Annotated in this window: 24 protein-coding genes, 1 tRNA gene and 2 pseudogenes; 6 read left to right on the top strand and 21 right to left on the bottom strand. The window is 64.9% G+C overall.

Going from position 1 to position 21,554, the window contains the following annotated elements:
• Positions 1–46 precede the first annotated feature (46 nt).
• From yidC to rpmH, 3 genes are all read right to left on the bottom strand, one after another.
• Entirely contained in the window at positions 47–1,858 is a 1,812-nt protein-coding gene (gene yidC / locus B5D38_RS07885; RefSeq protein WP_078707844.1) for a membrane protein insertase YidC, read from the bottom strand.
• Positions 1,858–2,241, bottom strand: coding sequence for a ribonuclease P protein component (gene rnpA, locus B5D38_RS07890; RefSeq protein WP_078707845.1), 384 nt, complete (start codon positions 2,239–2,241; stop codon positions 1,858–1,860). Before rnpA ends, yidC begins: the two co-directional genes overlap by 1 nt.
• Positions 2,242–2,361: 120 nt before the next feature.
• Positions 2,362–2,496, bottom strand: coding sequence for a 50S ribosomal protein L34 (rpmH, locus tag B5D38_RS07895; RefSeq protein ID WP_026501365.1), 135 nt, complete (start codon positions 2,494–2,496; stop codon positions 2,362–2,364).
• Positions 2,497–2,810: 314 nt separating this feature from the next.
• Here rpmH and B5D38_RS07900 point away from each other — a divergent pair, with 314 nt between their 5' ends.
• The 4 genes from B5D38_RS07900 (at position 2,811) to B5D38_RS07915 (ending at position 6,818) form a co-directional block, all read left to right on the top strand.
• The gene (locus tag B5D38_RS07900) at positions 2,811–3,605 is read left to right on the top strand and encodes a TVP38/TMEM64 family protein (protein WP_245318898.1); all 795 of its coding nucleotides are present in this window, start codon (positions 2,811–2,813) and stop codon (positions 3,603–3,605) included.
• The gene (locus B5D38_RS07905; protein WP_245318902.1) at positions 3,602–5,035 is read left to right on the top strand and encodes a dihydrolipoyl dehydrogenase family protein; all 1,434 of its coding nucleotides are present in this window, start codon (positions 3,602–3,604) and stop codon (positions 5,033–5,035) included. Before B5D38_RS07900 ends, B5D38_RS07905 begins: the two co-directional genes overlap by 4 nt.
• A gap of 53 nt (positions 5,036–5,088) precedes the next feature.
• The gene (locus B5D38_RS07910; protein ID WP_245318906.1) at positions 5,089–6,636 is read left to right on the top strand and encodes a sensor histidine kinase; all 1,548 of its coding nucleotides are present in this window, start codon (positions 5,089–5,091) and stop codon (positions 6,634–6,636) included.
• 105 nt (positions 6,637–6,741) lie between these two features.
• Positions 6,742–6,818 (top strand) — tRNA-Arg (locus B5D38_RS07915).
• Here B5D38_RS07915 and B5D38_RS07920 read toward each other — a convergent pair.
• The 4 genes from B5D38_RS07920 to B5D38_RS07935 are packed head-to-tail and all read right to left on the bottom strand — an operon-like array spanning position 6,789 to position 9,503.
• Positions 6,789–8,450 (bottom strand): recombinase family protein, encoded by a 1,662-nt coding sequence (locus B5D38_RS07920; protein WP_078707847.1) that lies wholly within the window; start codon positions 8,448–8,450, stop codon positions 6,789–6,791. The genes B5D38_RS07915 and B5D38_RS07920 overlap by 30 nt on opposite strands.
• Positions 8,447–8,845, bottom strand: a complete 399-nt coding sequence (locus B5D38_RS07925) for an HVO_A0114 family putative DNA-binding protein (protein WP_078707848.1) — start codon at positions 8,843–8,845, stop codon at positions 8,447–8,449. Before B5D38_RS07925 ends, B5D38_RS07920 begins: the two co-directional genes overlap by 4 nt.
• On the bottom strand, positions 8,842–9,195 hold the full coding sequence (locus tag B5D38_RS07930; protein WP_078707849.1) for a toxin-antitoxin system TumE family protein: 354 nt from the start codon (positions 9,193–9,195) through the stop codon (positions 8,842–8,844). Before B5D38_RS07930 ends, B5D38_RS07925 begins: the two co-directional genes overlap by 4 nt.
• Positions 9,192–9,503: a hypothetical protein gene (locus B5D38_RS07935; protein ID WP_078707850.1), complete on the bottom strand. Its 312-nt coding sequence runs from the start codon at positions 9,501–9,503 to the stop codon at positions 9,192–9,194. Before B5D38_RS07935 ends, B5D38_RS07930 begins: the two co-directional genes overlap by 4 nt.
• A 196-nt stretch (positions 9,504–9,699) precedes the next feature.
• On the opposite strand from B5D38_RS07935, the gene B5D38_RS07940 reads away from it, so the two are divergent.
• Positions 9,700–10,131 (top strand): hypothetical protein, encoded by a 432-nt coding sequence (locus tag B5D38_RS07940; protein WP_078707851.1) that lies wholly within the window; start codon positions 9,700–9,702, stop codon positions 10,129–10,131.
• 27 nt (positions 10,132–10,158) lie between these two features.
• On the opposite strand, the pseudogene B5D38_RS07945 reads toward B5D38_RS07940, so the two are convergent.
• Positions 10,159–10,296, bottom strand: a pseudogene (locus B5D38_RS07945) (DUF2274 domain-containing protein); the annotation flags it as partial.
• Positions 10,297–10,440: 144 nt separating this feature from the next.
• Between B5D38_RS07945 and B5D38_RS07950 the strand changes: the two are divergent.
• A complete protein-coding gene (locus B5D38_RS07950) occupies positions 10,441–11,214 on the top strand; it encodes a methyltransferase domain-containing protein (RefSeq protein WP_078707853.1) in 774 nt (257 codons plus the stop codon).
• A 4-nt stretch (positions 11,215–11,218) separates the two neighbouring features.
• On the opposite strand, the gene B5D38_RS07955 is transcribed toward B5D38_RS07950, so the two are convergent.
• From B5D38_RS07955 to B5D38_RS08015, 13 genes and pseudogenes are all read right to left on the bottom strand, one after another.
• Positions 11,219–11,509, bottom strand: a complete 291-nt coding sequence (locus B5D38_RS07955; RefSeq protein WP_078707854.1) for a DUF2274 domain-containing protein — start codon at positions 11,507–11,509, stop codon at positions 11,219–11,221.
• Between the two features lie 35 nt (positions 11,510–11,544).
• Positions 11,545–11,658: pseudogene (locus B5D38_RS07960) on the bottom strand (DUF2274 domain-containing protein); the annotation flags it as partial.
• Between the two features lie 2 nt (positions 11,659–11,660).
• On the bottom strand, positions 11,661–12,824 hold the full coding sequence (locus B5D38_RS07965) for a TraB/TrbI/VirB10 family type IV secretion system protein (RefSeq protein WP_078707856.1): 1,164 nt from the start codon (positions 12,822–12,824) through the stop codon (positions 11,661–11,663).
• Positions 12,824–13,777 (bottom strand): P-type conjugative transfer protein TrbG, encoded by a 954-nt coding sequence (gene trbG, locus B5D38_RS07970; protein ID WP_078707857.1) that lies wholly within the window; start codon positions 13,775–13,777, stop codon positions 12,824–12,826. The genes B5D38_RS07965 and trbG overlap by 1 nt, the downstream gene beginning before the upstream one ends.
• Positions 13,774–14,463, bottom strand: a complete 690-nt coding sequence (gene trbF / locus B5D38_RS07975; RefSeq protein WP_078707858.1) for a conjugal transfer protein TrbF — start codon at positions 14,461–14,463, stop codon at positions 13,774–13,776. Before trbF ends, trbG begins: the two co-directional genes overlap by 4 nt.
• A complete protein-coding gene (trbL, locus tag B5D38_RS07980; protein WP_078707859.1) occupies positions 14,460–15,818 on the bottom strand; it encodes a P-type conjugative transfer protein TrbL in 1,359 nt (452 codons plus the stop codon). The genes trbF and trbL overlap by 4 nt, the downstream gene beginning before the upstream one ends.
• 3 nt (positions 15,819–15,821) lie before the next feature.
• The gene (trbK-alt, locus tag B5D38_RS07985; RefSeq protein ID WP_078707860.1) at positions 15,822–16,112 is read right to left on the bottom strand and encodes a putative entry exclusion protein TrbK-alt; all 291 of its coding nucleotides are present in this window, start codon (positions 16,110–16,112) and stop codon (positions 15,822–15,824) included.
• A 10-nt stretch (positions 16,113–16,122) separates the two neighbouring features.
• On the bottom strand, positions 16,123–16,887 hold the full coding sequence (gene trbJ, locus B5D38_RS07990; RefSeq protein ID WP_078707861.1) for a P-type conjugative transfer protein TrbJ: 765 nt from the start codon (positions 16,885–16,887) through the stop codon (positions 16,123–16,125).
• Positions 16,884–19,340, bottom strand: coding sequence for a conjugal transfer protein TrbE (gene trbE, locus B5D38_RS07995; protein ID WP_078707862.1), 2,457 nt, complete (start codon positions 19,338–19,340; stop codon positions 16,884–16,886). The genes trbJ and trbE overlap by 4 nt, the downstream gene beginning before the upstream one ends.
• Positions 19,341–19,349: 9 nt before the next feature.
• A complete protein-coding gene (locus B5D38_RS08000; protein WP_078707863.1) occupies positions 19,350–19,631 on the bottom strand; it encodes a VirB3 family type IV secretion system protein in 282 nt (93 codons plus the stop codon).
• Complete coding sequence (locus B5D38_RS08005) at positions 19,631–19,963, bottom strand: TrbC/VirB2 family type IV secretion system protein (protein WP_078707864.1); 333 nt, start codon at positions 19,961–19,963, stop codon at positions 19,631–19,633. The genes B5D38_RS08000 and B5D38_RS08005 overlap by 1 nt, the downstream gene beginning before the upstream one ends.
• Positions 19,960–20,943 carry a P-type conjugative transfer ATPase TrbB gene (gene trbB, locus B5D38_RS08010; protein ID WP_078707865.1) on the bottom strand — a complete coding sequence of 328 codons (984 nt, stop codon included), beginning with the start codon at positions 20,941–20,943 and terminating at the stop codon, positions 19,960–19,962. Before trbB ends, B5D38_RS08005 begins: the two co-directional genes overlap by 4 nt.
• Before the next feature lie 145 nt (positions 20,944–21,088).
• Positions 21,089–21,550, bottom strand: a complete 462-nt coding sequence (locus B5D38_RS08015; protein WP_078707866.1) for a ribbon-helix-helix domain-containing protein — start codon at positions 21,548–21,550, stop codon at positions 21,089–21,091.
• Between the last annotated feature and the right edge of the window lie 4 nt (positions 21,551–21,554).

Here is a 21,554-nt window from a genome sequence, read left to right on the forward strand (position 1 = left end):
TCTTCGCGTCGCGGCCCCCGCCACAATTGTAAATAAGGAAGGAAAATTATCCCTTGGCCGTTTTCGGCTTTCGCCGGAACATGCCCTTCAGATTGTCCCAGAGTTCGATCTTGGTGCCGTTGCGCTTCATGATGATCGACTGCTGGATGATGGACAGCGTGTTGTTGCAGGTCCAGTAGATTACCAGTCCGGCCGGGAAGTGCGCCAGCATGAAGGTGAAGACCACCGGCATCCAGGTGAAGATCATCTGCTGGCTGGGGTCGGCGGGCGTCGGGTTGAGCCGCATCTGGACGAACATGGTCACGCCCATGACCAACGGCCAAGCGCCGATCATCAGCATCTGCGGCACGTCGTAGGGCAGCAGGCCGAAGAGGTTGAACAGGCTCGTCGGGTCCGGCGCCGCAAGATCGTGAATCCAGCCGTAGAACGGCGCATGGCGCATCTCGATGGTGACGTAGAGCACCTTGTAGAGCGAGAAAAAGATCGGGATCTGGATCAGCATCGGCCAGCAGCCGGCCGCCGGATTGACCTTTTCCTCCTTGTAGAGGCGCATCATCTCCTGCTGCTGCTTGACCTTGTCGTCGGCGAAGCGCTCGCGCATCTCGGCGATCTTCGGCTGGAGGTTCTTCATCCTCGCCATCGACTGGTAGGATTTGTTGGCGAGCGGGAAGAAGATGGCCTTCAGGACGATCGTCACGGCGATGATCGCCAGGCCGAAATTGCCCAGGAAGCGATAGAGCCAGTCGATGGCATGGAACATCGGCCGCGTAATGAAGTAGAACCAGCCCCAGTCGATGAGCTGGCCGAAATGCGGGATGTTCAGCGCCTCCTCGTAGTGATCGATGAGATCCACCACTTTGGCGCCCGCAAAGGTGTGGCTGCTGAAGGTCTTGCTGGCACCCGGCGCGATCTCCATCGGATCGGCGAGGTAGTCCGACTGATAGAAGGTCCGACCCGCGGTCGAATAGCGGAAAGTCGGCTGGAAGGCGCCCTGGTCGACGGGAACGATGGCGGTCGCCCAATACTTGTCGGTGGTGCCGAGCCAGCCGTTGGCAGCCTTCTCGGGCTTGACCGTGCCGTCCTTCTCGATCGACTTGTAGGTGACTTCGTTGAGGCCGTTTTCGCCGAAGACGCCGAGAAGCCCCTCGAAGAGGACGTAGCTCGAGGCGACCTCGGGCTTCGAGAAGCGCACGACGCGGCCCCACGGCGAGAGGCTCACCGGCGTCGAGCCGCCATTGGCGACGGAGTCCTCGATGGTGAACATGAACTTGTCGTCCACCGAGATGACGCGGGTGAAGGTCAGGCCCTTGTCGTTGGTGTAGGTCAGCGTCACCGGGCTGTCTGGTGAAAGAACGGCGCCCGACTGCGCCTGCCACAGAGTGGTCGGCCCCGGCAGCGCGCCGGCCTCCTTGCCCGAATAGCCGAGCTCGGCGAAATAGCCGTCCTTGTCCTGCTCGGGCGAGAGCAGAACGATGGTCGGCGAGGCGTCGTCGACGGTGACGTGGTAGTTCTTGAGCCTCAGGTCGTCGAGCCGCGCACCCTTGAGGTTGATGGAGCCCGACAGCGAGGGCGTGTCGATGGCGACCCGGGGATCGCTGTTCAATGCGTCCTCCCGCGTCGCCGATTGGGCGGGCGTCGGCGTCTCGGCCGGCACCACGCTCTCGCGTCCGGCCGGTGCCACCACTTCCTTCTGGTCGGTGCCGGCGGGGGTCGTCGGGGTCTGCAGCTCGCCGCCCTTCTGCGCCTGCTCCGCCTGGCGCTGCGCTTCCATGCGGGGCGCGACCACCAGGAACTGCCAACCCACCAGCACCGCGATGGACAGCACCATGGCGATCAGGAAGTTGCGGTTGTTTTGCATCACTCTTTCCCCAGGGGCCGCCGGTCGGAAGTGCCGGACGGCGGACGTGGTGCGTTCCTGCCGCTGTGGGCAAGGCGGCGCCCGAGCTCCTTCGTCAACGAAGCGAACGGTACGCCAAGGACGTCGCGGCGGGCGACGATGACATAATCATGGCCCACGGCCATTTCAGCCCCCGCGCCGAGGCGGATCGCCTCACGCAGCCGGCGCCGGATTCTGTTGCGCTCGACCGCGTTGCCGACCTTCTTGGTCACCGTCAGCCCGAAACGGGGCTCACGGCCATCGCCACGGTCGAGGGCTTCGACGAAGAAGAAGGGGCCGTTCAGCCGCCTCCCCCGGCGCGCCGCCAAAAACTCGGCGCGCGTCTTCATCCGTCCGACGGTCATCGGCCCTCTCGCGATCGACAGGACCGGCAAGGCGCCTCGCCCCGTCCCGCATCGTCGGATCGCCGCATGGGAGTCACCGGAAATCCATCCGGCTCGGTCCCATGCGTCGAACAGCGCTTTTTACGCGGAGAGCCGCTTGCGGCCGCGTGCGCGGCGAGCCGCGATCACCTTGCGGCCACCGGTGGTTGCCATGCGGGCACGGAAGCCGTGACGGCGCTTGCGGACGAGCTTGCTGGGCTGATAGGTGCGCTTCATCGTTGAATTCTCCGGGGAGTCACCCCACGGGCCTCTTGGTCGGTCTTCAATCGAGTTTTCGGGCGACAATGGACGCACGACCGCATCGCGCGGACCCCGTCCGTTCGTGGGGGCTTATAGGAAGAGCCTCGGCAAAAAGTCAATCCGCCAACGTCAAACGCGTTAAGCAAGCATCGTGGCGAATGGACTTAGTCCACCATGTCACATGCGCTCACACGGTTTCAAGGTGCCGTGAGACTCGGCGCCTGTCAGTTCCCGGTTAACCATCCCGGCGATAGGTGTTCTTGTCGCGCAAGGCAAGGAAGAGGACGGCGGTGCGCCCCATCTGGCGAGAAAAAGACCACGGCTCCGCCGGCGCGCCATCCGCAGCGCCGATGACGTCGCCCCAGCGTTTCCTGCCGCTGGCGCTGATCGGCTGCGCCCTCGTGCTCTCATGGGCGCTGGGAATCCAGGACCAGATTTCTTTTCACGCCTTCCTTGAAGGCCGGCACGCCCTCAAGCACTGGGTCGACAGCAACATCGTTCTCGCCGCCCTCGGCTTCACCGCCCTTTATGCGATCGCCACCGCTCTCGTCTTTCCGGCGGCGGCGGTGCTGACCATCGGAGGCGGCTTCCTGTTCGGCTGGTGGCTGGGCGGCTCGCTCACCGTGATCGGCGCGACGATCGGCGCCTGCATCCTTTTCCAGGCGACCAATTCGGCCTTCGGCGGAGCCTTGCGACGCCGCGCCGGCCTGATCCGGCGCTTCGCAGACGGCTTCGAGAAAGATGCTTTCTCCTATCTCCTCGTGCTGCGCCTCAGTCCGGTTCTTCCGTTTTCCGTGGTCAATGTCGGCCCTGCCCTGATCGGCGTGCCGTTCTCGACCTATGCGCTGGCAACCTTCCTCGGCATCATTCCGGGCGCCATGGTCTACGCCTTCATCGGCAGCGGTCTCGACGCGGCGCTGCTGGCGGCGGGAGGAAACGCCGATTCGATCTCGGACTTCATCACCTTCGACACGACGCTGGCTCTCCTCGGCCTCGCGGCGCTTTCTGTGCTCGGGCTGGCCCTCAAGAAATGGGTGATCGAGCCACGCCGCCGCGCGCCCGAACGCGGCGGAGTTTCCCGGTGAGCCGAACCGAACTTGCGCCCGATATCTGCGTCATCGGCGGTGGCTCGGGCGGCCTGACCGTCGCGGCTGCCGCCGCATCCTTCGGCGTCGACGTCGTCCTCGTCGAGGAGGGCGCGATGGGTGGCGACTGCCTCAACACCGGCTGCGTGCCCTCCAAGGCGCTCATCGCCGCCGCGCGCCATGCTGCGGACGCGCGCGCCGCGTCCCGCTTCGGCGTTTTCGTGGGCGAGCCGGCTATCGATGCCGCCGCGGTCCACGCTCACGTAAAAGGCGCCATCGCAGCAATCGCCCCTCATGATTCGGTCGGGCGCTTCGAGAGCCTGGGCGTGAAAGTGATCCAGGCGAGGGCGCGCTTCGTCGACGCGCGAACGGTGGAGGCGGGAGAGTTTCGTATCCGCGCCCGGCGCTTCGTCCTCGCCACAGGGTCGGCGCCGGCCATACCGCCGATTCCCGGCCTCGTCAGTGTCTCCTTCCTCACCAACGAAAGCCTCTTTGACCTCGACGAGATTCCACGGCGCCTCGCGATCATCGGCGGCGGCCCGGTGGGCATCGAAATGGCGCAGGCGTTCCGCCGTCTCGGCGCGGAGGTCGTCGTGGTGGAACGTGGCCAGGCGCTTGCCAAGGAAGACCCGGAGCTTGCCGCCATCGCCCTCGGTGCTTTGAGGCGCGAAGGCGTCGATCTGCGCGAAGGAGCCGATGTTGTGCGTGTCGCCGCCGGTGTGGGCCAGCACGCCGTCGATCTTTTTCTTCGCTCGGCGGACGGCAGCGAGACTGTGGTCTCCGCCAGCCACCTTCTGATCGCCACGGGCCGCACGCCGCGCACGGCAGGCCTCGGCCTTGAGGCGGCAGGCATCGACCACGGCCCAGGCGGCGTCATGGTCGGCTCCGATCTTCGCACCACCAACCGGCGCGTCTATGCTGTCGGCGACGTTGCGGGCGGGCTCCAGTTCACCCACGTCGCCGGTCATCAGGCGGGCCTCGTCGTTCGCGCCCTCCTTTTCCGCCTCCCCATCCGCTACCGGCCAGAGATGATGCCGCGCGTCACCTATACCGATCCGCCGCTCGGCCAGGTCGGACTGACGCAGGCGGAAGCGGCGCGCAACGGCCGCTGCGAGGCGCTTCGCCTGCCCTATGCCGCGCTCGACAGGGCGCAAGCCGAGGACGCGACGGACGGCCTCGTGAAGCTGATCGTCGGGGCGCGCGGCCGAATCCTCGGCGCCGGCGTCGTCGGCGACAAGGCGGACGAGATCACCAACCTCTTCGCCCTGGCGATTTCCCGCCGGATGCGGGTTTCCGCCCTTGCCGGCTTCGTCTCGCCCTATCCGACGCTCGGCGAGGCGGCGCGTCGCCTCGCAACGCTCCATTACGCCCCCATGGCGCGGCGCCCGTCGGTGCGCGTCCTCCTGTCCCTGCTTCGCCGTTTGGGCTAGTGTGACAATAGGAAGCAGGCGCTGCGGATCGCAAGCGGCCCAGGCCGCGCCAGATGAGCGACCGCGACATGGAGAACAGAGTGACCGAGGCGGACGACAGCGGCCGGCGGACGGAAAAGGGTGTGGTGCGCCCTGTTCTCGCGCATCGGCTGTCCACCCGCCTGCTTTGGCTGACAATGCTGTTCGTCATGACGGCGGAAGTGCTGATCTTTGTGCCCTCGATGGCCAATTTTCGCGAGGAGTGGCTGCGCCGCAAAGTCGAGACGGCCGCCGTCGCGGGCTTCGCGGCCGAGAGCGAGGCATCGGGCGAAGGCCCTCTTCTCGCGCCGGAGCAAGGCGCAGGGCTGTTGCGCGCGCTCGATGCGGAACTGGTGGCACTGCAGATGGACGGCGCGGCCCATCTCCTCGCCCGCGCGCCGACGCTCAGCCCCATCGATCTCCAGATCGACCTCGGCGAGATGGGCCCCGCCTCTGCCATCGCCCAGGCTTTCGACAGCCTGCTCTTCGGCGGCCATCGCACCCTTCGCGTCTTCGGCCCCGTCGGCGACGGCTCGATGATCGCCGAGCTCGTGATGAGCGAGGCAGCCGTGCGCTCGGCGATGCTGGTCTATGCCCGCAACATCTTCTTCCTCTCGCTCGCGATTTCGGTCTTCACCGCATTTCTTGTCTTCCTGGCGATCAATTATCTCCTCATTCGGCCGATCCGCTCAATGACCCGTTCGATGATCGGCTTCGGCGCCGATCCGGCCGATTCGGATCGCATCATCGTGCCGAGCGGACGGCGGGACGAGATCGGGCTCGCCGAGGCGGAACTGGCCGAAATGCAGGGCACGTTGGCGCGCATGCTGCGCGAACAACGCCATCTTGCCGATCTCGGCCTCGCCGTCTCCAAGATCAACCACGATCTGCGCAATATCCTGAGCTCCGCCCAGCTCATTTCGGACCGTCTTTCCGACCTTGAGGACCCGCGGGTGCAGCGCTTCGCTCCGATGTTGATTCGCAGCCTCGACCGCGCCCTCGAATACACCCGCTCCGTGCTCTCCTATGGCCAGGCTGTGGAGCGGGCGCCGGCGCGCCGCCGGGTGGCGCTTCACCGGCTGGTCGAGGAGATCATGGGTGAGCTCGCCGTGCCCGCCCAAAGCGGCATCGAGCTGATCAACGCCGTCGAGGAAGAGCTGGAGGTCGTGGTCGACCCCGAGCAGTTCTATCGCGTCCTCGTCAATCTCGTGCGCAACGCCGTTCAGGCACTGGAGGGCGAGGAGGAAGCGGCCGTCGTGCGCCGGGTCCGCGTTGAAGCAGAGCGCGGGTCGCAGGGCGATATGGTCATCGCCGTGGACGATACCGGGCCCGGCCTGCCGCCAAGGGCGAGGGAAAACCTCTTCCAGGCGTTTCGCGGCTCGGTGCGCGCCGGCGGCACCGGCCTTGGCCTGGCGATCGTTGCGGAGATCGTCGAGGCTCATGGCGGCACGATTCGCCTCGTCGAACGTGATGCGCCGGGAACGCGCTTCGAAATCCGCCTGCCCCAGCGTTCGTCCGTTTCCACCTCACCGCGAACGCCCACCGACCCCGCCATCGAGAGGGAAAACACCCCTGCCGGCTGATCCGTCCACAGCCTGTCAGATTTGTTTCATCTTGGCGCTTGCAATCGGCGAAGCGAGCCGCTAGTTAGCCCGCACGGCTGGCGGCGAAACGCCCGCCAGCGCAGCGCGCCCGTAGCTCAGCTGGATAGAGCACCAGACTACGAATCTGGGGGTCAGAGGTTCGAATCCTTTCGGGCGCGCCATTTCAGTACAGAACTATGAACGCCGAACGCCGTCGATTTCCCTCCCGAAGCAGCGGCGACGAGCGTTCGCAACAATTCCGACTTCGATCCCATGATGCGAGCCTCGGCGTCGTCAACTTCGACGCGCTGTGCAAGCGCGCGCAGATGGTCGCGGCGGTAGCCGCCGTCCTCCAGCCGTATCCGCTCGCGTGCCTTGCGGGCGAAGGACTTGAGCATGTCGGTGCTGATGGCCTCGCCGCTCTCGCTTTCTAACGCGGCCTCTATGCGATCAGCATCGGCCTGGGCTTGATCCCTGACCGCCTTGAGGCCGGCAATGCGATCTCTCGCCACCGAATCGTCCTTATCGACCAAGCCGGATTCGATGGCATCAAAGAGACGGCCGAGCCGCTGGTCTGCTTCCGTGATTCGCCGATGCAGTTCGGAAAGGTGCTCGCGGCGGCGCTCGGTTCGCTCCTGGCGACGGTCGATGACGCTGGAAAGGATGGTTTCCAGCCGTGTCGGCCGGAGCAAGCGGCCCTCGATGTGATCGACGACAAGATGGTCAAGCCTGTCCATCTGGATCGTGCGGCCCTCACAGCCGGTCTTTCCCTGCCGCGCCTTGGTCGAGCAGGTGTAATACCGATATGTGCCGCCTGCGCTGCCCCTCCCGGTGCGCAGCGTCATTGCGCCCCCGCACTTGGCGCAGAAGCAAATGCCAGTCAGCAGCGTCGGGCCGCTCGAAACGCGCGCCGGCGTCACCATCGGCTGACGTGATTTGAGGCGGGCTTGCACCGCGTCGAACGTCTCACGGTCGATCAGCGGCGGCACCGCCATGATCGCGACCTCGCTCTCCGGCTTCTTTTGGCGGTCCTTATGCGACCGCGTGTTGAACCTGTGCTCGCCGATATAGGTGGTGCGGGTCAGGATGGCATGGACTTGCGCCAAGCCCCATCGGCCGCCATCGCGCGTGAAGATGCGGCGCTCGTTGAGGTAGGTCGCGATGGCCTTGACGCCAAGAGCGCCGGACGTGCCGTCACCTTCAAGGAACAGCCGATAGATCAGCCGCACGGTGTCGGCGTGCAGCGGGTCGATCTCCAGCTTCTTCTTGATCTTCGATCCCCGCTGCTCGGCCGCGACGATGCGGTAGCCGATAGGCGGCCGCGCGCCGTTCCAGAAGCCTTGACGGGCATTCTCGTTCATGGTGCGCAGGACGTGCTTGGCATTCTCCTTTGACTGGTATTCGTCGAACAGCGCCATGATCTGCCGCATCATCTGGTGCATGGGGTCGTCGCCCATCTCCTGCGTGATGGAGACGAGCTTGATGCCGTTCTTGGCGAGCTTCCTGACGTAGAACTCCAGCTCGAAATGATCGCGGAAGAAACGGCTGAACGAATGCACCACGACAATATCGAACGGTGCTGGCTTGGTCGTTGCCGCCTCGATCATGCGCTGAAATTCCGGGCGCTTGTCGTTGGTGGCGGAAGCGCCGGCTTCCACGAAGGTTTCGACAAGCTGGTAGCCGCGCGAGGCACACCAAGTCTCGCCCTGCTTGCGCTGGTCGGGAATCGACACGTCATGCTCGGCCTGCCGGGCTGTCGAGACGCGCAGATAAAGGGCGGCGCGGGTGGCGACGTTGGGGTTGTGGAAGTTCATCGGCCGCCTCCCGCAGCTTTCCGGGTTTCGATGCGACCGATCAACGGCAACGCCAGTTCCACACGGTCATGAACAACCCTGGGCGCGAGCTTGCGGCCATGTCCGCGCTCGAAACGGACGAGGCCGTAGGTTTCCATCGTTTTCAGGGTGCGCGAGAGATTGGAAGCCGCCCGCCCGGTGATCTCCGCCAACTCCTCAAGCGAGGCCGGCGCTTTCTCGGCGATGATGCGCAGCAATTCGCGATTGCCCGCCGACAGCACTTTGGCGAAAGATTCGGTCGAGGTGAACCACACCTTCGGATCGCTTGCCGCCGGCTTTTCCTCGCCGCGCGCAATCCGCATGGTGCGAGCCTTCATTTCTTCGTAGTCGGCAATCCCGACTTTTAGTGTCGTCATATCACGCCTCGCTCCTTCAACACCGCGTCCACCGCCTGCCAGAAGTCGGCCAACAACGTGGCCGCGTCCTCGTAGGCGTAAGGCTTCACGGTCTGGAGGCGATGCCGATGGTCCATCGGCTCGCCGCGCCTGCCTCGGCCGACCGGATGGGCGTTATCGAAGCCGACCAGCCGTTCGCCCGAAGGCCCATGAAGCGTGAGCGAGTAATCGAGGCCGTGCGGCTTTTCCGGCGATACCGGAACGCGGGTGACAACGAACTTCACCCAATGACCGCCTTCGGGATCGACAACGAGCACCTGGCCGTCGAGGTCCAGAAGCGTGTCGAGGTTCGGATCACGATCCTCGCTCATGCTTTTTTCCTATCAGTTTGTGATAGGAAAGGCAAGCTGTCGTTCGGCTTTTTCGGGCTTAGCAGTTCATCGAAAACATCGCCGAACCAGCGCTCGAACACCTCGATCTCGGCCTCGGTGACGGGAACATCATCGGGCCAGTCGTCGGTGACAGAAAAATTCTCCCCGTCTATGGCGTCGAGCAGGGAGTTGCGACGCTGGCGCTTCGGCACTGGCTCGTCGTCATAGCTGTATAGGTCTTCGGGGAGCGTCTTCGGGGCCGGCTGCCGGGGGCGGCCCTTTCTGGTGCGACGGCGTTGTGCACACATGGAATCCTCCGTGGTTCGCTGTGGGATTCCGGGCGGCTGGAAGCCCCGGAATTAGGCGAAGCATGGAGGGGGATCGGCGGCGCGTAGCGTGCCGCATTTATGCTGCTGCGCTGGCGGCACCCCACGGTCAGCTTTTCAATCGTCTCGAAACGCTGCGATAGTTGTCGAGAGTACGAGCAGTTTCGGAGATTGTCAGATGGAAAGAGCCGTAAGACGAATATTCGAGCGATACGAACGCTTTTTCAACCGATCCCTTGGCGACGAGGTCGATACGAACGAACTCTCATCGTTATATGCTTCCGAGTTCATAGGCGCATCTCCGGCTGGCGTGAGAACCGGAAAGAACGACGCTCAATTCAAGCAAGTCATGGCGAAAGGCTATGACCACTATCGAGCGATAGGAACGAAGGGAATGCGGATGCGTAATGTCCGTTTCTCCCCGATAGACGACCTTCATTGTGTGGCTCATGTCTCTTGGACCGCCACCTATGCTCGGAAGGATCAACCGGACGTGGCGATAGATTTCGACGTTCACTATCTCGTTCAGGTGTTGGATGGGGAGCCGAAGGTTTTCGGCTGGGTGTCGGGCGACGAGCAGGCGCTTCTAAAGCAACATGGCATTATTTGACGGCAGACCGTTCAGTGTCACCGCCGATTATCTTTCAACACCTTCGCCTTTTCGCCGCGTCTTCGCGAACTCGCGATCCGTGGCGATGAATCGTTCGAGCATCGGCACAATGAGCTTCATGGGATCGGCGAGCGGCTTGCCCGTCTGACGGGCAAGGATTTCAGCGTTATCCGGACTCTATGAAAATGTCTCACGACCGTGATGCAGGTTGTCTGCGATGAACTGAGCGCCGACGCTTACCCACGACGGCGGCTCGGGACTGTCCGACCCATCCTGTTCTTGCAGCGCAGTCACGGGTAACATGACGCCATGTCAAAGCAGAGCGAACGATTTCAGACGGCAAGCGACCGTTATGCGCAATTCCGCCCGCGATACCCGGATAGCATTGTCCGTAGGGTCGCCACACAGATCGTGGCGGCTCCCGTGGGATCTGCATTGCCTGTGCTCGATGTCGGCAGCGGAACAGGCATCTTCACCCGGCAACTCGCGGCTGCCTTGCCCGAAAGTATGCCGGTAATCGGGATCGAGCCATCGCCCCGGATGCGCGAGCAGGCCATGGTGCAGCCGGCGTCTCCTTCCGTCTCCTATCGCGACGGCAACGCCGAAGACCTGCCTGTCGAGGATAAGGGCGCGCGCGGCGTGGTGGCGGCGACGGCCGCGCATTGGTTCGACCGGCCCGCCTTCTATCGTGAAGCCGCCCGAGCCCTGCCTTCAGGCGGCATCCTCGCCATCGTCGAGTATGTTCGTGACGAACACTCCCCGGCCGCGAGTGCCGTCATCGACTTCCTTGCGCGGCACGGGGAAGCGCGCGCTTATTCCCGTCCCGACTACGCCGCCGAGCTTGGTGCTCTTGCCGGCTTCGGACAACTGGCGGAGGTGACAGAGCCGGTGACTTTCCACCTCACCCTTCCGGAGTTTGCGGGACTGGCGCTCTCGTCTTCCCACGCGCGCAAGATCGTCGAGGATATGGGAGAGGCCGAAGCGACTGCACGGCTCCAGGCGATCGGCAGCGGACTGAGCGACAACGACGGCAAAGTGCCCTACGGTTATGTCTTCCAGATTTTCATGACGCAACGCGCCTGAACCGTCAGGCGTTGTTATCACCATCGGAATTTCTGGATGTCGCAGCGTTTCCCGAAAGTGTTGGGACACGTCGAGATGCACCACCGCCCTTGGCCTTCCTGCTCCGCCAGCCACGATCGGAGCGAATGAACGCTTCCAGCATATGCGGGATCAGCGCCGTCGTTTCCACCGGCTCGTAGAGGCGGCTGTGCTCGGCCGCGTACTGGTCGAGTTCTTCCTTGAGCGGCTCCGACAGCGTGATCGTCAGCCGGACGAGGCCGACTTTCGGCAGCGGGCCGAGTCTTAATTGAGGCATGTATTTTCTCCTGCGCGTGACACAAAGACATGTCGCCTGTTCAGATAATCGGCATAGGCGACAAGATCGCGGTGGAGCGTCGCGGGCAGCTCCACGGTGATCTTCACGGGCTTGTCGTCGGGGATCGCACCGAGTTTCAGCTTGGCCATGGTCAACCTCTGTAAGGTTCGAGCACAAGGTCGCGTGTGACCACGATCCTGACGGGGAAGCCCGGCCGGATGGTCAGCGTCGGGGCGACGTTGAGCTGACGGCGGATGATCTGCTGGCCAGCGTCGTTGATGGTGTCCTGGCCACCGTTGCGGATGGCGCGCAACAGCCGGTCGTCGTCGTCAACTGCAAGCTCGGCCCCGACCGAAAGCAGCGTCGAAAGGCCGGCGGCCTTGGCCAAATCCCACCAATGGTAATCAACACCATCCTCAAGCCCGGCATAGCCTTGGCTGTCCGCGCCGGGCTGGCGCTCCAGAACGAGCGAACGGCCGTTCGGCAGGATGAGACGATTCCAGACGAGCAGCACGCGACGCTGGCCGAACTGCACGGCGTTGTCATACTGGCCGATGATCCGCGTGCCCTGCGGCACGAGCAGGATGCGGCCTGTCGGGCTGTCATAGATGTTCTCGGTCACTTGCGCCGTGATCTGTCCCGGAAGGTCCGAACGGATGCCCGTGATGAGCGCGGCCGGAATGACCGCCCCGGCCTGGAGCACGAAGGGCGATGCCGGAGCCATGACGCGATCCGATGACGTGGTGCGGCGGTCCACGGGCGCATTGAGGAAAGCAAGCTGCTTATCCTGTGCGGTCTGCTGGCCGGGCTGTCCTGTCAGGCCGGCAAGGTCGAGGCCGGCAAGCCCTGGCGTGGTGGAGCCGCCCGGCAACGTGGCTGCCGGGCTTCCGGTGCGGGCCTCGGTCTGGAAAAAGACGCGGCTGACGCGCGCGGCTTCTTCTTCGGCAAGCCGGCGTTCCTCGGCGCGATCGACGGTCGGCGTCGCGATCGTCGGCGGCACGATGGGCTGACCCCTGTTCTGCGCGTCGAGGATGGGCTTGCCCAGGTCGCCCGGCAACGGCGGCCCCAGGACCGGGCCGGTATAGTCGCGCGGCAGGCCGGCGAGGCCATCGGCGGGCTGACGGTTGGAAGTCGAATAAAGCTCCTTGCCGCCGTCGCCACCCGTGCGGGTCTGGAGCGCATAGATCAGCGTCCCGCCGATGCCGACAAGCGCCACGGCGGCAGCGCTGGCCAGCACCTTGCGCGAAAGACGAGTGACGCGCGGGGCTTCCGCGCGAAGCCGCATCGGTGCGGCATTGGTTTCAGTGTCGGTCATTAGGATGGCCTCCCGTCCGTGCGGACAATCCTGACGGTCTGTTGCTGCTTGCCGCCACCAAGGCGCAGTTCGGCCGCCCCAAAAAGGCGGTCCACGATCAGGATGTTTTGATGGATGCGGCTGTTGACGATCTGCGCCTCGCCGTCCGCACCAAGCACGAAGATCGGCGGCATTTCGCCCTGCACGATGCCGCGCGGAAACTCGACATAGACGCGCCTGCCGTCGTCATAGACCGCGACGGGCTTCCACGGCGGATTGTCGCCGGTCAGGCCATAGCGATAGTTGCGCGCGGCGACGGACGGAATGACCGGCGTGGCAGGCACGGCCTGGCGCTGCCCGGCCGGCTGCTGCGGATAGGCCCAGGCAACGGACGGCATATAGGGCTTCTCGCCGGATCGCAGCTCGAGCATGTAGGTGCGCCGGTCTGTGGTCACGACAAGATTGGTCGTGAGGTCCGGCCGGGTCGGCTTCACAAGGATATGGACGCGGCGGGTCGTGCCGCTGCCGCTCTCGGTGTCGCCGATGATCCAGCGGGCCGTGTCGCCGGCCGCAATCGGCCCCGCGCCGGTCAGGCTCTCGCCCGGCTCCAAGGCAATGTCGGTGATCTGGCCGGGCGCGGCATAGACCTGATAGAGCGCGCCTTCACTCCAGGGATAAATCTGAATGGCGTTGTAGTAGCCCTCCCGGCGCGGCTGCACGCGAGCGGCGGCGTTGGCGTTCTCGACGCGGCCGGTCGCCGTGGTGGCTGTCTGGCCGCCGCGCGCGACGGTCCAGGCTGGCGGGATATGGATCGGCCGCGGCCGGTCGTCGGTGACGGCCGCGGGGATCGCCGGCAGCGGCGGCACGCTGGCGTCGTAGCTGATCTGCGGGGGCTTGTAGGTCGCGCAACCGGCCAATGCGGTAGCCGACAGCATGAAGGCGGCAAGCGCGGGTTTATGGAAAGCCTTGCTCATTGGCTCATCTCCCGCGACCACGAAATTGCGTTGACGTAGATTCCGAGCGGATTCGATTTGAGCCGGTCGGCGTCGCGCGGCGGCTGAAGCACGATGGTCAGGATCGCGGTCCACCGCTCCGTGGTGGCGAGCTTGCCGTCTTCATAGTGCTGCTCGGTCCAGGCCACGCGGAAGCTATCCGGCGAAGCGCGAATGACGCTCGACACCTCGACGGAAACCTGTTGCTTGCCGACTTTCGTGAACGGGTCGTTCGCACGCGCATAATCGTTGAGCGCCGCCGCGCCGCGATCTGTCGTCCACTCATAGGCGCGAAGCCAGTTCTGGCGGACGATGATGGGATCGGACGGGATGCTCCTGACCTGCTCGACGAACCGCGCAAGATGCCACGCCACTTGCGGGTCGGTCGGGCGATAGTCGGCCGTTGCCGGCGCGACGGCCTGCGCCTGGCCGAGCCGGTCAACCTGAACCACCCACGGCACGACGGTCCCGCGCGCGGTCTGCCAGACAAGGGCGGACGCGAAGCCGGCCGAAAGGATGAGGCTGCCGAACGCCATAAAGCGCCAGTTCTTCGCCTGAACGCGGGCCGAACCTATGCGCTCGTCCCAAACCTGCGCGGCCTTCTGGTAGGGCGTTTCGGGTTGCGGGGTCTTGCCGTAATGCACGGCGGGTCGCTTGAAGATGCTCATGTGCGGTCGCTTTCAGAGAGGTTGACGGAAGAACCGGAGGCGTGGCTGTCGCCGGAGCGGACGGCGTGCGCGGCGGTCTGAACGGCATGGGCCGTGTGCCCGCCCTGGCGCATCCGCTGCGCCCAGCCGGGCGGCGAACCGGAACCCTGTTGGGATGCGGCTGCGGCTTCGGCCGTGCCGCCCACCGTGCCCCCGGTGGATGCACCGCCCGTCGCGCCGAACCCGGCCTTGACGCCATCGGAGAAGCTGGACTTGACGCTTTCGGAAGCGCGCGCAACGGCGCGCTTGAGTGGCGAGATCGCGGCGGAACCTGCGGCACGCGCGACGCCGCCCATGCCGGAGGCGACGCCGGCAGCGCCGGACTGGCCGACCGAACCAAGGCTATAGGCTGCGGATGCCGCGCCGGCTGCGGTCGCGCCGCCGCGCACGGCGGCAGCGCCGCCCGATAACGCGGCAGCGCCTCCCTTGACAGCAAGCCCGGCTGCGCCGCCTGCGGCAAGAGCTGCGCCGCCAACGGCAAGGCCGGTGCCGACTGCTGCGCCCGCGCCAAGCTGCGGGCTTCCGCTGACAAGGCCGGATGCGATGCCGGGTCCGAAGATGCCTAGGCCGACGAGCGACAATGCGGCCAGCACCACGGCCATGGCGTCGTCGATGCTTGGTGTTTGGCCGCCGAAGCCTTGCGTGAATTGCGAGAACAGGGTCGAGCCGATGCCGACGATCACGGCGAGCACCAGAACCTTGATGCCGGACGAAATGACGTTCCCCATGACCCTTTCGGCCATGAAGGCGGTCTTGCCAAACAGGCCGAACGGGATGAGGACGAAGCCCGCCAGCGTGCTCAACTTGAACTCGATCAACGTCACGAAAAGCTGGATCGCCAAAATGAAGAACGCGAGGATGACGAGCGCCCATGCGAACAGCAGGCACGCGATCTGAATGAAGTTCTCGAAGAACGCGACCCAGCCCATAAGGTCGGAAATGGAGTCGAGCAGCGGCCGGGCGGCGTCGAGGCCAGTTTGCGCGACCTTGCCGGGCCGCATCAAATCCTGCGCGGTGAATCCCGTGCCGGATGCTTTCAGACCCAGGCCGGCGAAGCTGTCGAAAACGATCTTCGCAAGGTTGTTCCAGTTGCCGATGAGATAGGCGAAGACGCCGACGAACAGCGTCTTCTTCACCAGCCGCGCAATAATGTCGTCGTCCGCGCTCCAGCTCCAGAACAGAGCCGCCAGGGTCACGTCGATGACGATGAGCGTGGTCGCGATGAACGCCACCTCGCCGCCAAGCAACCCAAAACCGGAGTCGATGTAGCGGGTGAAGGTGCCTAGAAAATTGTCGATGACGCCTGCGCCACCCATACGTCACCGCCCTTCGCTGGAATTGGCAGCGGGTGCGGCCGGCGCGCGTGTCCGGCCGAGAAAGCGGTCGCGCGTTTCGGCCCATACGCGCAGGCATTCCGTGTCGTCGGCAGCTTTCTGGCCAAGCTGCTGGCACCGGCGCTGCCCTTCTCGCAGCGGGTCGCGGTCGGGCTGGAGAAGACGCTGCGGCGATGCCGGCGCGTCCTCCTTTCGGGTCATTTCGATGGCCGTCGCTGTGATCGCGATGGCGACGAATATGATTGCGCCCAGCCGGGCCAGCATCTTGCCGTCCATGCCCGTGTCCTCAATTGCCGCTGTTGAACATCTGCGCGTTGCCGGGCGTGTAGCCGCTGCCGGGCGTGAGGAAGCGGCGGCGCTGCTCGCGGCCCTGTTCGGCCGCCGCCGCGCGCTCGGCTTCGGTCAGCGCGCCCGCCCGGCCGTTGGCGGCGAGAAGCGCCACGAGGTCGGAAAGCTGCTGCGACTGGAGGGCAAGGATTTGATTGCCCGCCTGCGTCGCCTGGAGCGCGCCGGTCGCGCCCTGGCTCTGGCCGACAAGCGCCGACATTTGCGTGCGGTTGCTGTCGATGTTGCCAACGACACCGGCCTGGACGCGCATGGCGTCCTGCAAACCGCCGACGGTGTTTTTCCAGCGGGCGCGGGCATCGGCAACGAGCTGCTGATTGCTCGCCGACATGGACACGTTGCCGTATTGGCTCTGAAACGCCTGGTCGATCTGCTGGACGTTGAAGGCGATGTTCTGCGCCTGGTTCAATAGCTGCTGCGTCTTTTGAACCGATTGCTGAATTTGCTGGAGTGCCGAAAATGGTAGGCTCGCCAGATTGCGGGCCTGGTTGATGAGCATCTGCGCTTCGTTCTGAAGGCTGGTGATCTGGTGGGTGATCTGCTCCAGCGAACGCGCGGCGGTCAGCACGTTTTGCGCATAGTTGCTGGGGTCGAACACGATGATGGCGTGCGCGGGCGTCGCGATCATCGACGATACGGCCAGCGGCGCGGCGAGGATGGATGCGGCCATGAGAATAGCGCGCGAGCGGAAACGGCGAATGGTCATGGTTGGGACTCCTTTTCGGTCTGGGGGATGAGCGTCGGAAAGGTCGGGAGAAGTTCGACGGCCCAGCCGACTTCGCGGGCCGCGAGCCAGGCCGCGAGAAATCCGTCGCGGCCGTGCTCGGCGACGATCTGCGCGATAAGCGTCTGGTCGGATTTGGAGGATGCGGCGGAGAGCGCGAGGCCGATTTCGGACAGGCCCAGCTCGAACAGGCGATTGCCGCGCCGTGACTGGCAGTAATAATCCCGCTTCGGCGTCGCCCGTGCGAGGATTTCTATCTGCCGGTCATTGAGGCCGAAGCGCCGATAGATGGCCGTGATCTGCGGCTCGATAGCGCGTTCGTTCGGCAGCAAGAGCCGCGTCGGGCAGCTTTCGATGATGGCCGGCGCTATCGGCGAATTGTCGATGTCGGAAAGCGACTGCGTGGCGAAGATGACGCTGGCGTTTTTCTTACGCAACGTCTTCAACCACTCCCTCAATTGCCCCGCGAACCCCTCGTCGTCGAGCGCAAGCCAGCCTTCATCTATGATGAGCAGCGTCGGCCGCCCATCGAGCCGGTCGCCGATGCGATGGAACAGATAGGCCAGCACGGCGGGCGCGGCCCCGGTGCCGACAAGCCCCTCGATCTCGAACGCCTGCACTTGCGATCCGCCCAGGTGCTCGGCCTCGGCGTCGAGCAACCGGCCATAGGGACCGCCGACGCAATACGGCCGAAGGGCTTGTTTCAGGTCGTTGGATTGCAGCAGCACTGCAAGGCCGGTGATGGTGCGTTCTCCGACCGGCGCGGACGCGAGCGAAGTCAGCGCCGTCCAGATATGTTCCTTCACCTCCGGGGTGATCGTGATGCCTTCACGGATGAGGATGGCCACGATCCAGTCGGCCGCCCAGGCGCGTTCATAGGTATCGTCGATCCGGGCGAGCGGCTGGAGCGATACGGAAGCGTCGGAACCTTCGGTCAGGCCGCCGCCCAGGTCGTGCCAGTCGCCGCCCATGGCCAGCGACGCGGCGCGGATGCTGCCGCCGAAATCGAACGCGAACACCTGGCTGCGGTCGTAACGGCGGAACTGCAAGGCCATGAGCGCGAGCAACACGCTCTTGCCCGCGCCTGTGGGACCGACGACGAGGGTGTGGCCCACGTCGCCGACATGAAGGGAAAACCGGAACGGGGTGGAGCCTTCGGTCTTTGCATAAAGCAGAGGGGGCGCACCGAAATGCTCGTCCCGTTCCGGCCCCGCCCACACCGCTGAAAGCGGGATCATGTGGGCGAGATTCAAGGTGCTGATGGGCGGCTGCCGGACGTTCGCGTAGGCGTGGCCGGGCAAGCTGCCGAGCCATGCGTCAACCGCGTTGACCGTCTCCACCATGGCGGTGAAGTCGCGTCCCTGGATGACCTTTTCGGCCAGCCGCAATTTCTCGTCGGCAATCCTGGGATCGGCGTCCCATACGGTGAAGGTGGCCGTGACGTAGGCCATCCCCGCCACGTCGGCCCCAAGCTCCTGCAACGCCATGTCCGCGTCGGCGGCTTTGTTCGCCGCATCCGTATCCACGAGAACGGATGCTTCGTTCGTCATGACTTCTTTGAGGATCGCGGCAATCGACTTGCGCTTGGCGAACCATTGCCGCCTGATCCTGGTGAGCAGCTTCGTCGCGTCGGTCTTGTCGAGCAGGATCGCGCGCGTGCTCCAGCGATACGGAAACGCCAGCCGGTTCAAATCGTCGAGCAGGCCCGGCGTCGTCGCTGTCGGGAAGCCAATGACGGTCAAGACACGGAGATGCTGGTCGCCCAGGCGCGGCTCCAGCCCGCCGGCCAACGGCTGGTCCGTGAGCAGCGCGTCAAGGTAGATCGGCGTTTCGGGAACGCGGACGCGATGGCGTTTCGTCGAGACGCAGGAATGAAGGAAGGTCAGCGTCTCGCTATCGTCGAGCCATGCACATTCCGGCATGAAGCCATCGAGCAATGCGAGCACGCGGTCGGTGCGGTCAATGAAGGCGCGCAGCACTTCATAGGGATCGACGCCGGATTGCTCACGGCCCTCGTAAAGCCATGTCTCGGCGCGTGCGGCTTCCTCGGCAGGAGGAAGATAGAGAAAGGTCAGGAAATAGCCCGACACGAAATGCGCGCCGGCTTCCTCGAACGCGGCCTTGCGCTCGGCGTCGAGCAGCCCGGATGCCGGATCGGGAAACGGGCTGTCGGGATAGGTTGCGGCTTCGCTGCGCTGCGCCTCCACGAAAATCGCCCAGCCCGATCCGAGACGGCGAAAGGCATTGTTGATTCGGCCGGCGACGGCGACCAGCTCGGCCGCGACGGCGGAATCCAGGTCCGGCCCGCGAAACTTCGCGGTGCGCTGGAACGATCCGTCCTTGTTCAAGACGATGCCAGGCCCGACAAGTGCGGCCCAGGGCAGATAGTCGGCAAGGCGACTGGCGGTGCGGCGATATTCGGCGAGGTTCATCATGGCCGCGCCTCACGCTGCAAGGTTCGCGGGGATGCGCAGATGCCGCCGCCCGACTTCGACGAATTGGGGATCGCGCTTCGCCGCCCATACGGCCGCGAAATGGCCGATCGTCCATATGGCGAGGCCGACCAGCCAGAGGCGCAAGCCAAGGCCCACGGCCCCGGCCAGCGTCCCGTTCATGATGGCGATGGAGCGCGGTGCGCCGCCGAGCAAAATATGCTCGGTCAGCGCGCGATGGACCGGGATCGTGAACCCCGGCACCGTGTCCAATTGCTCGAACGCGCCCGTCATCAAACGAGCGCCCCGCCGCCGAAGCTGAAGAAGCTGAGGAAGAACGAGCTGGCCGCAAACGCGATGCTGAGGCCGAACACGATCTGGATGAGACGACGGAAGCCGCCGCTGGTGTCGCCGAAGGCGAGCGTGAGGCCGGTCACGATGATGATGATAACCGCCACCACCTTGGAAACCGGTCCCTCGATGGATTGCAGGATTTGTTGAAGCGGCTGTTCCCAGGGCATGGACGAACCGGACGCATGAGCGGCCGGGGTCATGAGCAAGGTCGTGGCCACGAAAGCGGTGGCTGTCGCGAGGCGGCGACGGATACGCGAGACGGATTGAATCATTCGGATTCTCCTGTGCTGGTGGGGATTGCGGGGGTGATGCGGTAATCGCCGTCCGGCCCCAGCCCCTCGACGCGGGCGAGTTCGACAAGCCGACGCGACGAACCGCGTCCGGACAGGACGGCAACAAGGTCGATGGTTTCCGCGATCAGGGCGCGCGGGACGGTGACGACAGCCTCTTGAATGAGCTGTTCAAGGCGGCGCAGCGCGCCGATGCCCGTGCCGGCGTGAATGGTGCCGATGCCGCCCGGATGGCCGGTGCCCCAGGCTTTGAGCAGGTCCAGCGCCTCCGCTCCCCGGACCTCGCCGATAGGGATACGGTCGGGGCGCAGGCGCAGCGACGAGCGGACAAGATCGGAAAGTGTCGCCACGCCGTCCTTCGTCCGCATGGCGACGAGGTTGGGCGCGGCACATTGCAGCTCGCGCGTGTCCTCGATGATGACGACGCGATCCGCGCCCTTCGCCACCTCCGCGAGCAGCGCATTGGTCAGCGTGGTCTTGCCCGTGCTGGTGCCGCCCGCGACAAGGATGTTCGCGCGCGACGCGACTGCCATGCGCAGCGTCGCGGCCTGATCGGCGGTCATGATGCGGCCCGCTACGTAGTCGTCGAGCGTGAACACCGCGACGGCAGGCTTGCGGATGGCGAAGGCCGGAGCTGCGACGACGGGCGGTAAAAGCCCCTCGAACCGTTCGCCCGTTTCGGGAAGCTCCGCCGACACGCGGGGCGAGCGGGCGTGGACCTCCGCGCCGACATGATGGGCGACAAGGCGGATGATGCGCTCGCCATCGGCCGGCGACATGGTTTCGCCCGTGTCGGCCAGCCCTTCGGAAAGCCGGTCGATCCAGATGCGGCCGTCTGGATTCAACATGACCTCGACCACGGCCGGGTCTTCCAAAAACCGGGCGATGGCCGGGCCGAGCGCGGTGCGCAACATGCGCGCGCCGCGCTGCATCGCTTCCGGTCTATGGTGTGTGGTAATCATATCGGCCCCGATACCAGGCGGGGCGCGACAGACGGTCCCCGCAACGGGGTCGATTAAAAGAGCCTGAAATCAGGCTGATTCAACAAGTATCGAATTGGGTGCGGTGATCGGCGGCCATCGGCGGCGAATAGGACGGTTTGAAAATTCAGGCTTCGCCGCTATTCGCCTCGAACTGTTCTTGCGCTGGACTGTCGCGAAGCGAATCAACGTCGCGCGAAAGCTCTTTCAGAAACCCGTCGCTGGTCGCCAGACGCTTGCCGAGCATCTGCATAAAGCCCTCGAACCTCTCCGCTCCCTTTGCGCGCGCGCCGGCCTGGGCACTCTCCGGCAGCGGCGGTGTGGACGAAAGCCAGATGCGGATGAACAGCGAAACGGTTTCGCCGAGCACGGCTAGATCCTCGTCGAGCGCGTGGATCTCGCGGCCGAGTTTGTCGAGGCGGCGCGACATGGCCGCCTCCAGCCGATCCGATGCGTCGCCGGACAGAAAGGACGCGACCGCCGCCTCGATGATGGCGGATTTCGAGACTTGCCGGCGCAGCGCCAGCGCCTCGACCTGTTTCAACAGCTCGAACTCGAAATAGACGTTCATGCGGGTTTTGGTGGTCATGGGC

The organism is Consotaella salsifontis (genome assembly GCF_900167365.1).
GTDB classification, from domain to species: domain Bacteria; phylum Pseudomonadota; class Alphaproteobacteria; order Rhizobiales; family Rhizobiaceae; genus Consotaella; species Consotaella salsifontis.

Coding starts and splice junctions, on each gene's coding strand:
- B5D38_RS07955 (WP_078707854.1), bottom strand. CDS start 11,509: ATGCCTCAATTAAGACTCGGCCCGCTGCCGAAAGTCGGCCTCGTCCGG.
- rpmH (WP_026501365.1), bottom strand. CDS start 2,496: ATGAAGCGCACCTATCAGCCCAGCAAGCTCGTCCGCAAGCGCCGTCAC.
- B5D38_RS07920 (WP_078707847.1), bottom strand. CDS start 8,450: ATGAACTTCCACAACCCCAACGTCGCCACCCGCGCCGCCCTTTATCTG.
- B5D38_RS07940 (WP_078707851.1), top strand. CDS start 9,700: ATGGAAAGAGCCGTAAGACGAATATTCGAGCGATACGAACGCTTTTTC.
- trbF (WP_078707858.1), bottom strand. CDS start 14,463: ATGAGCATCTTCAAGCGACCCGCCGTGCATTACGGCAAGACCCCGCAA.
- B5D38_RS07950 (WP_078707853.1), top strand. CDS start 10,441: ATGTCAAAGCAGAGCGAACGATTTCAGACGGCAAGCGACCGTTATGCG.
- B5D38_RS08005 (WP_078707864.1), bottom strand. CDS start 19,963: ATGATTCAATCCGTCTCGCGTATCCGTCGCCGCCTCGCGACAGCCACC.
- B5D38_RS08000 (WP_078707863.1), bottom strand. CDS start 19,631: ATGACGGGCGCGTTCGAGCAATTGGACACGGTGCCGGGGTTCACGATC.
- trbL (WP_078707859.1), bottom strand. CDS start 15,818: ATGGGTGGCGCAGGCGTCATCGACAATTTTCTAGGCACCTTCACCCGC.
- rnpA (WP_078707845.1), bottom strand. CDS start 2,241: ATGACCGTCGGACGGATGAAGACGCGCGCCGAGTTTTTGGCGGCGCGC.
- B5D38_RS07925 (WP_078707848.1), bottom strand. CDS start 8,845: ATGACGACACTAAAAGTCGGGATTGCCGACTACGAAGAAATGAAGGCT.
- trbG (WP_078707857.1), bottom strand. CDS start 13,777: ATGAGCAAGGCTTTCCATAAACCCGCGCTTGCCGCCTTCATGCTGTCG.
- trbJ (WP_078707861.1), bottom strand. CDS start 16,887: ATGACCATTCGCCGTTTCCGCTCGCGCGCTATTCTCATGGCCGCATCC.
- B5D38_RS07935 (WP_078707850.1), bottom strand. CDS start 9,503: ATGTGTGCACAACGCCGTCGCACCAGAAAGGGCCGCCCCCGGCAGCCG.
- B5D38_RS07910 (WP_245318906.1), top strand. CDS start 5,089: ATGAGCGACCGCGACATGGAGAACAGAGTGACCGAGGCGGACGACAGC.
- trbB (WP_078707865.1), bottom strand. CDS start 20,943: ATGATTACCACACACCATAGACCGGAAGCGATGCAGCGCGGCGCGCGC.
- yidC (WP_078707844.1), bottom strand. CDS start 1,858: ATGCAAAACAACCGCAACTTCCTGATCGCCATGGTGCTGTCCATCGCG.
- B5D38_RS07930 (WP_078707849.1), bottom strand. CDS start 9,195: ATGAGCGAGGATCGTGATCCGAACCTCGACACGCTTCTGGACCTCGAC.
- trbE (WP_078707862.1), bottom strand. CDS start 19,340: ATGATGAACCTCGCCGAATATCGCCGCACCGCCAGTCGCCTTGCCGAC.
- B5D38_RS08015 (WP_078707866.1), bottom strand. CDS start 21,550: ATGACCACCAAAACCCGCATGAACGTCTATTTCGAGTTCGAGCTGTTG.
- B5D38_RS07965 (WP_078707856.1), bottom strand. CDS start 12,824: ATGACCGACACTGAAACCAATGCCGCACCGATGCGGCTTCGCGCGGAA.
- trbK-alt (WP_078707860.1), bottom strand. CDS start 16,112: ATGGACGGCAAGATGCTGGCCCGGCTGGGCGCAATCATATTCGTCGCC.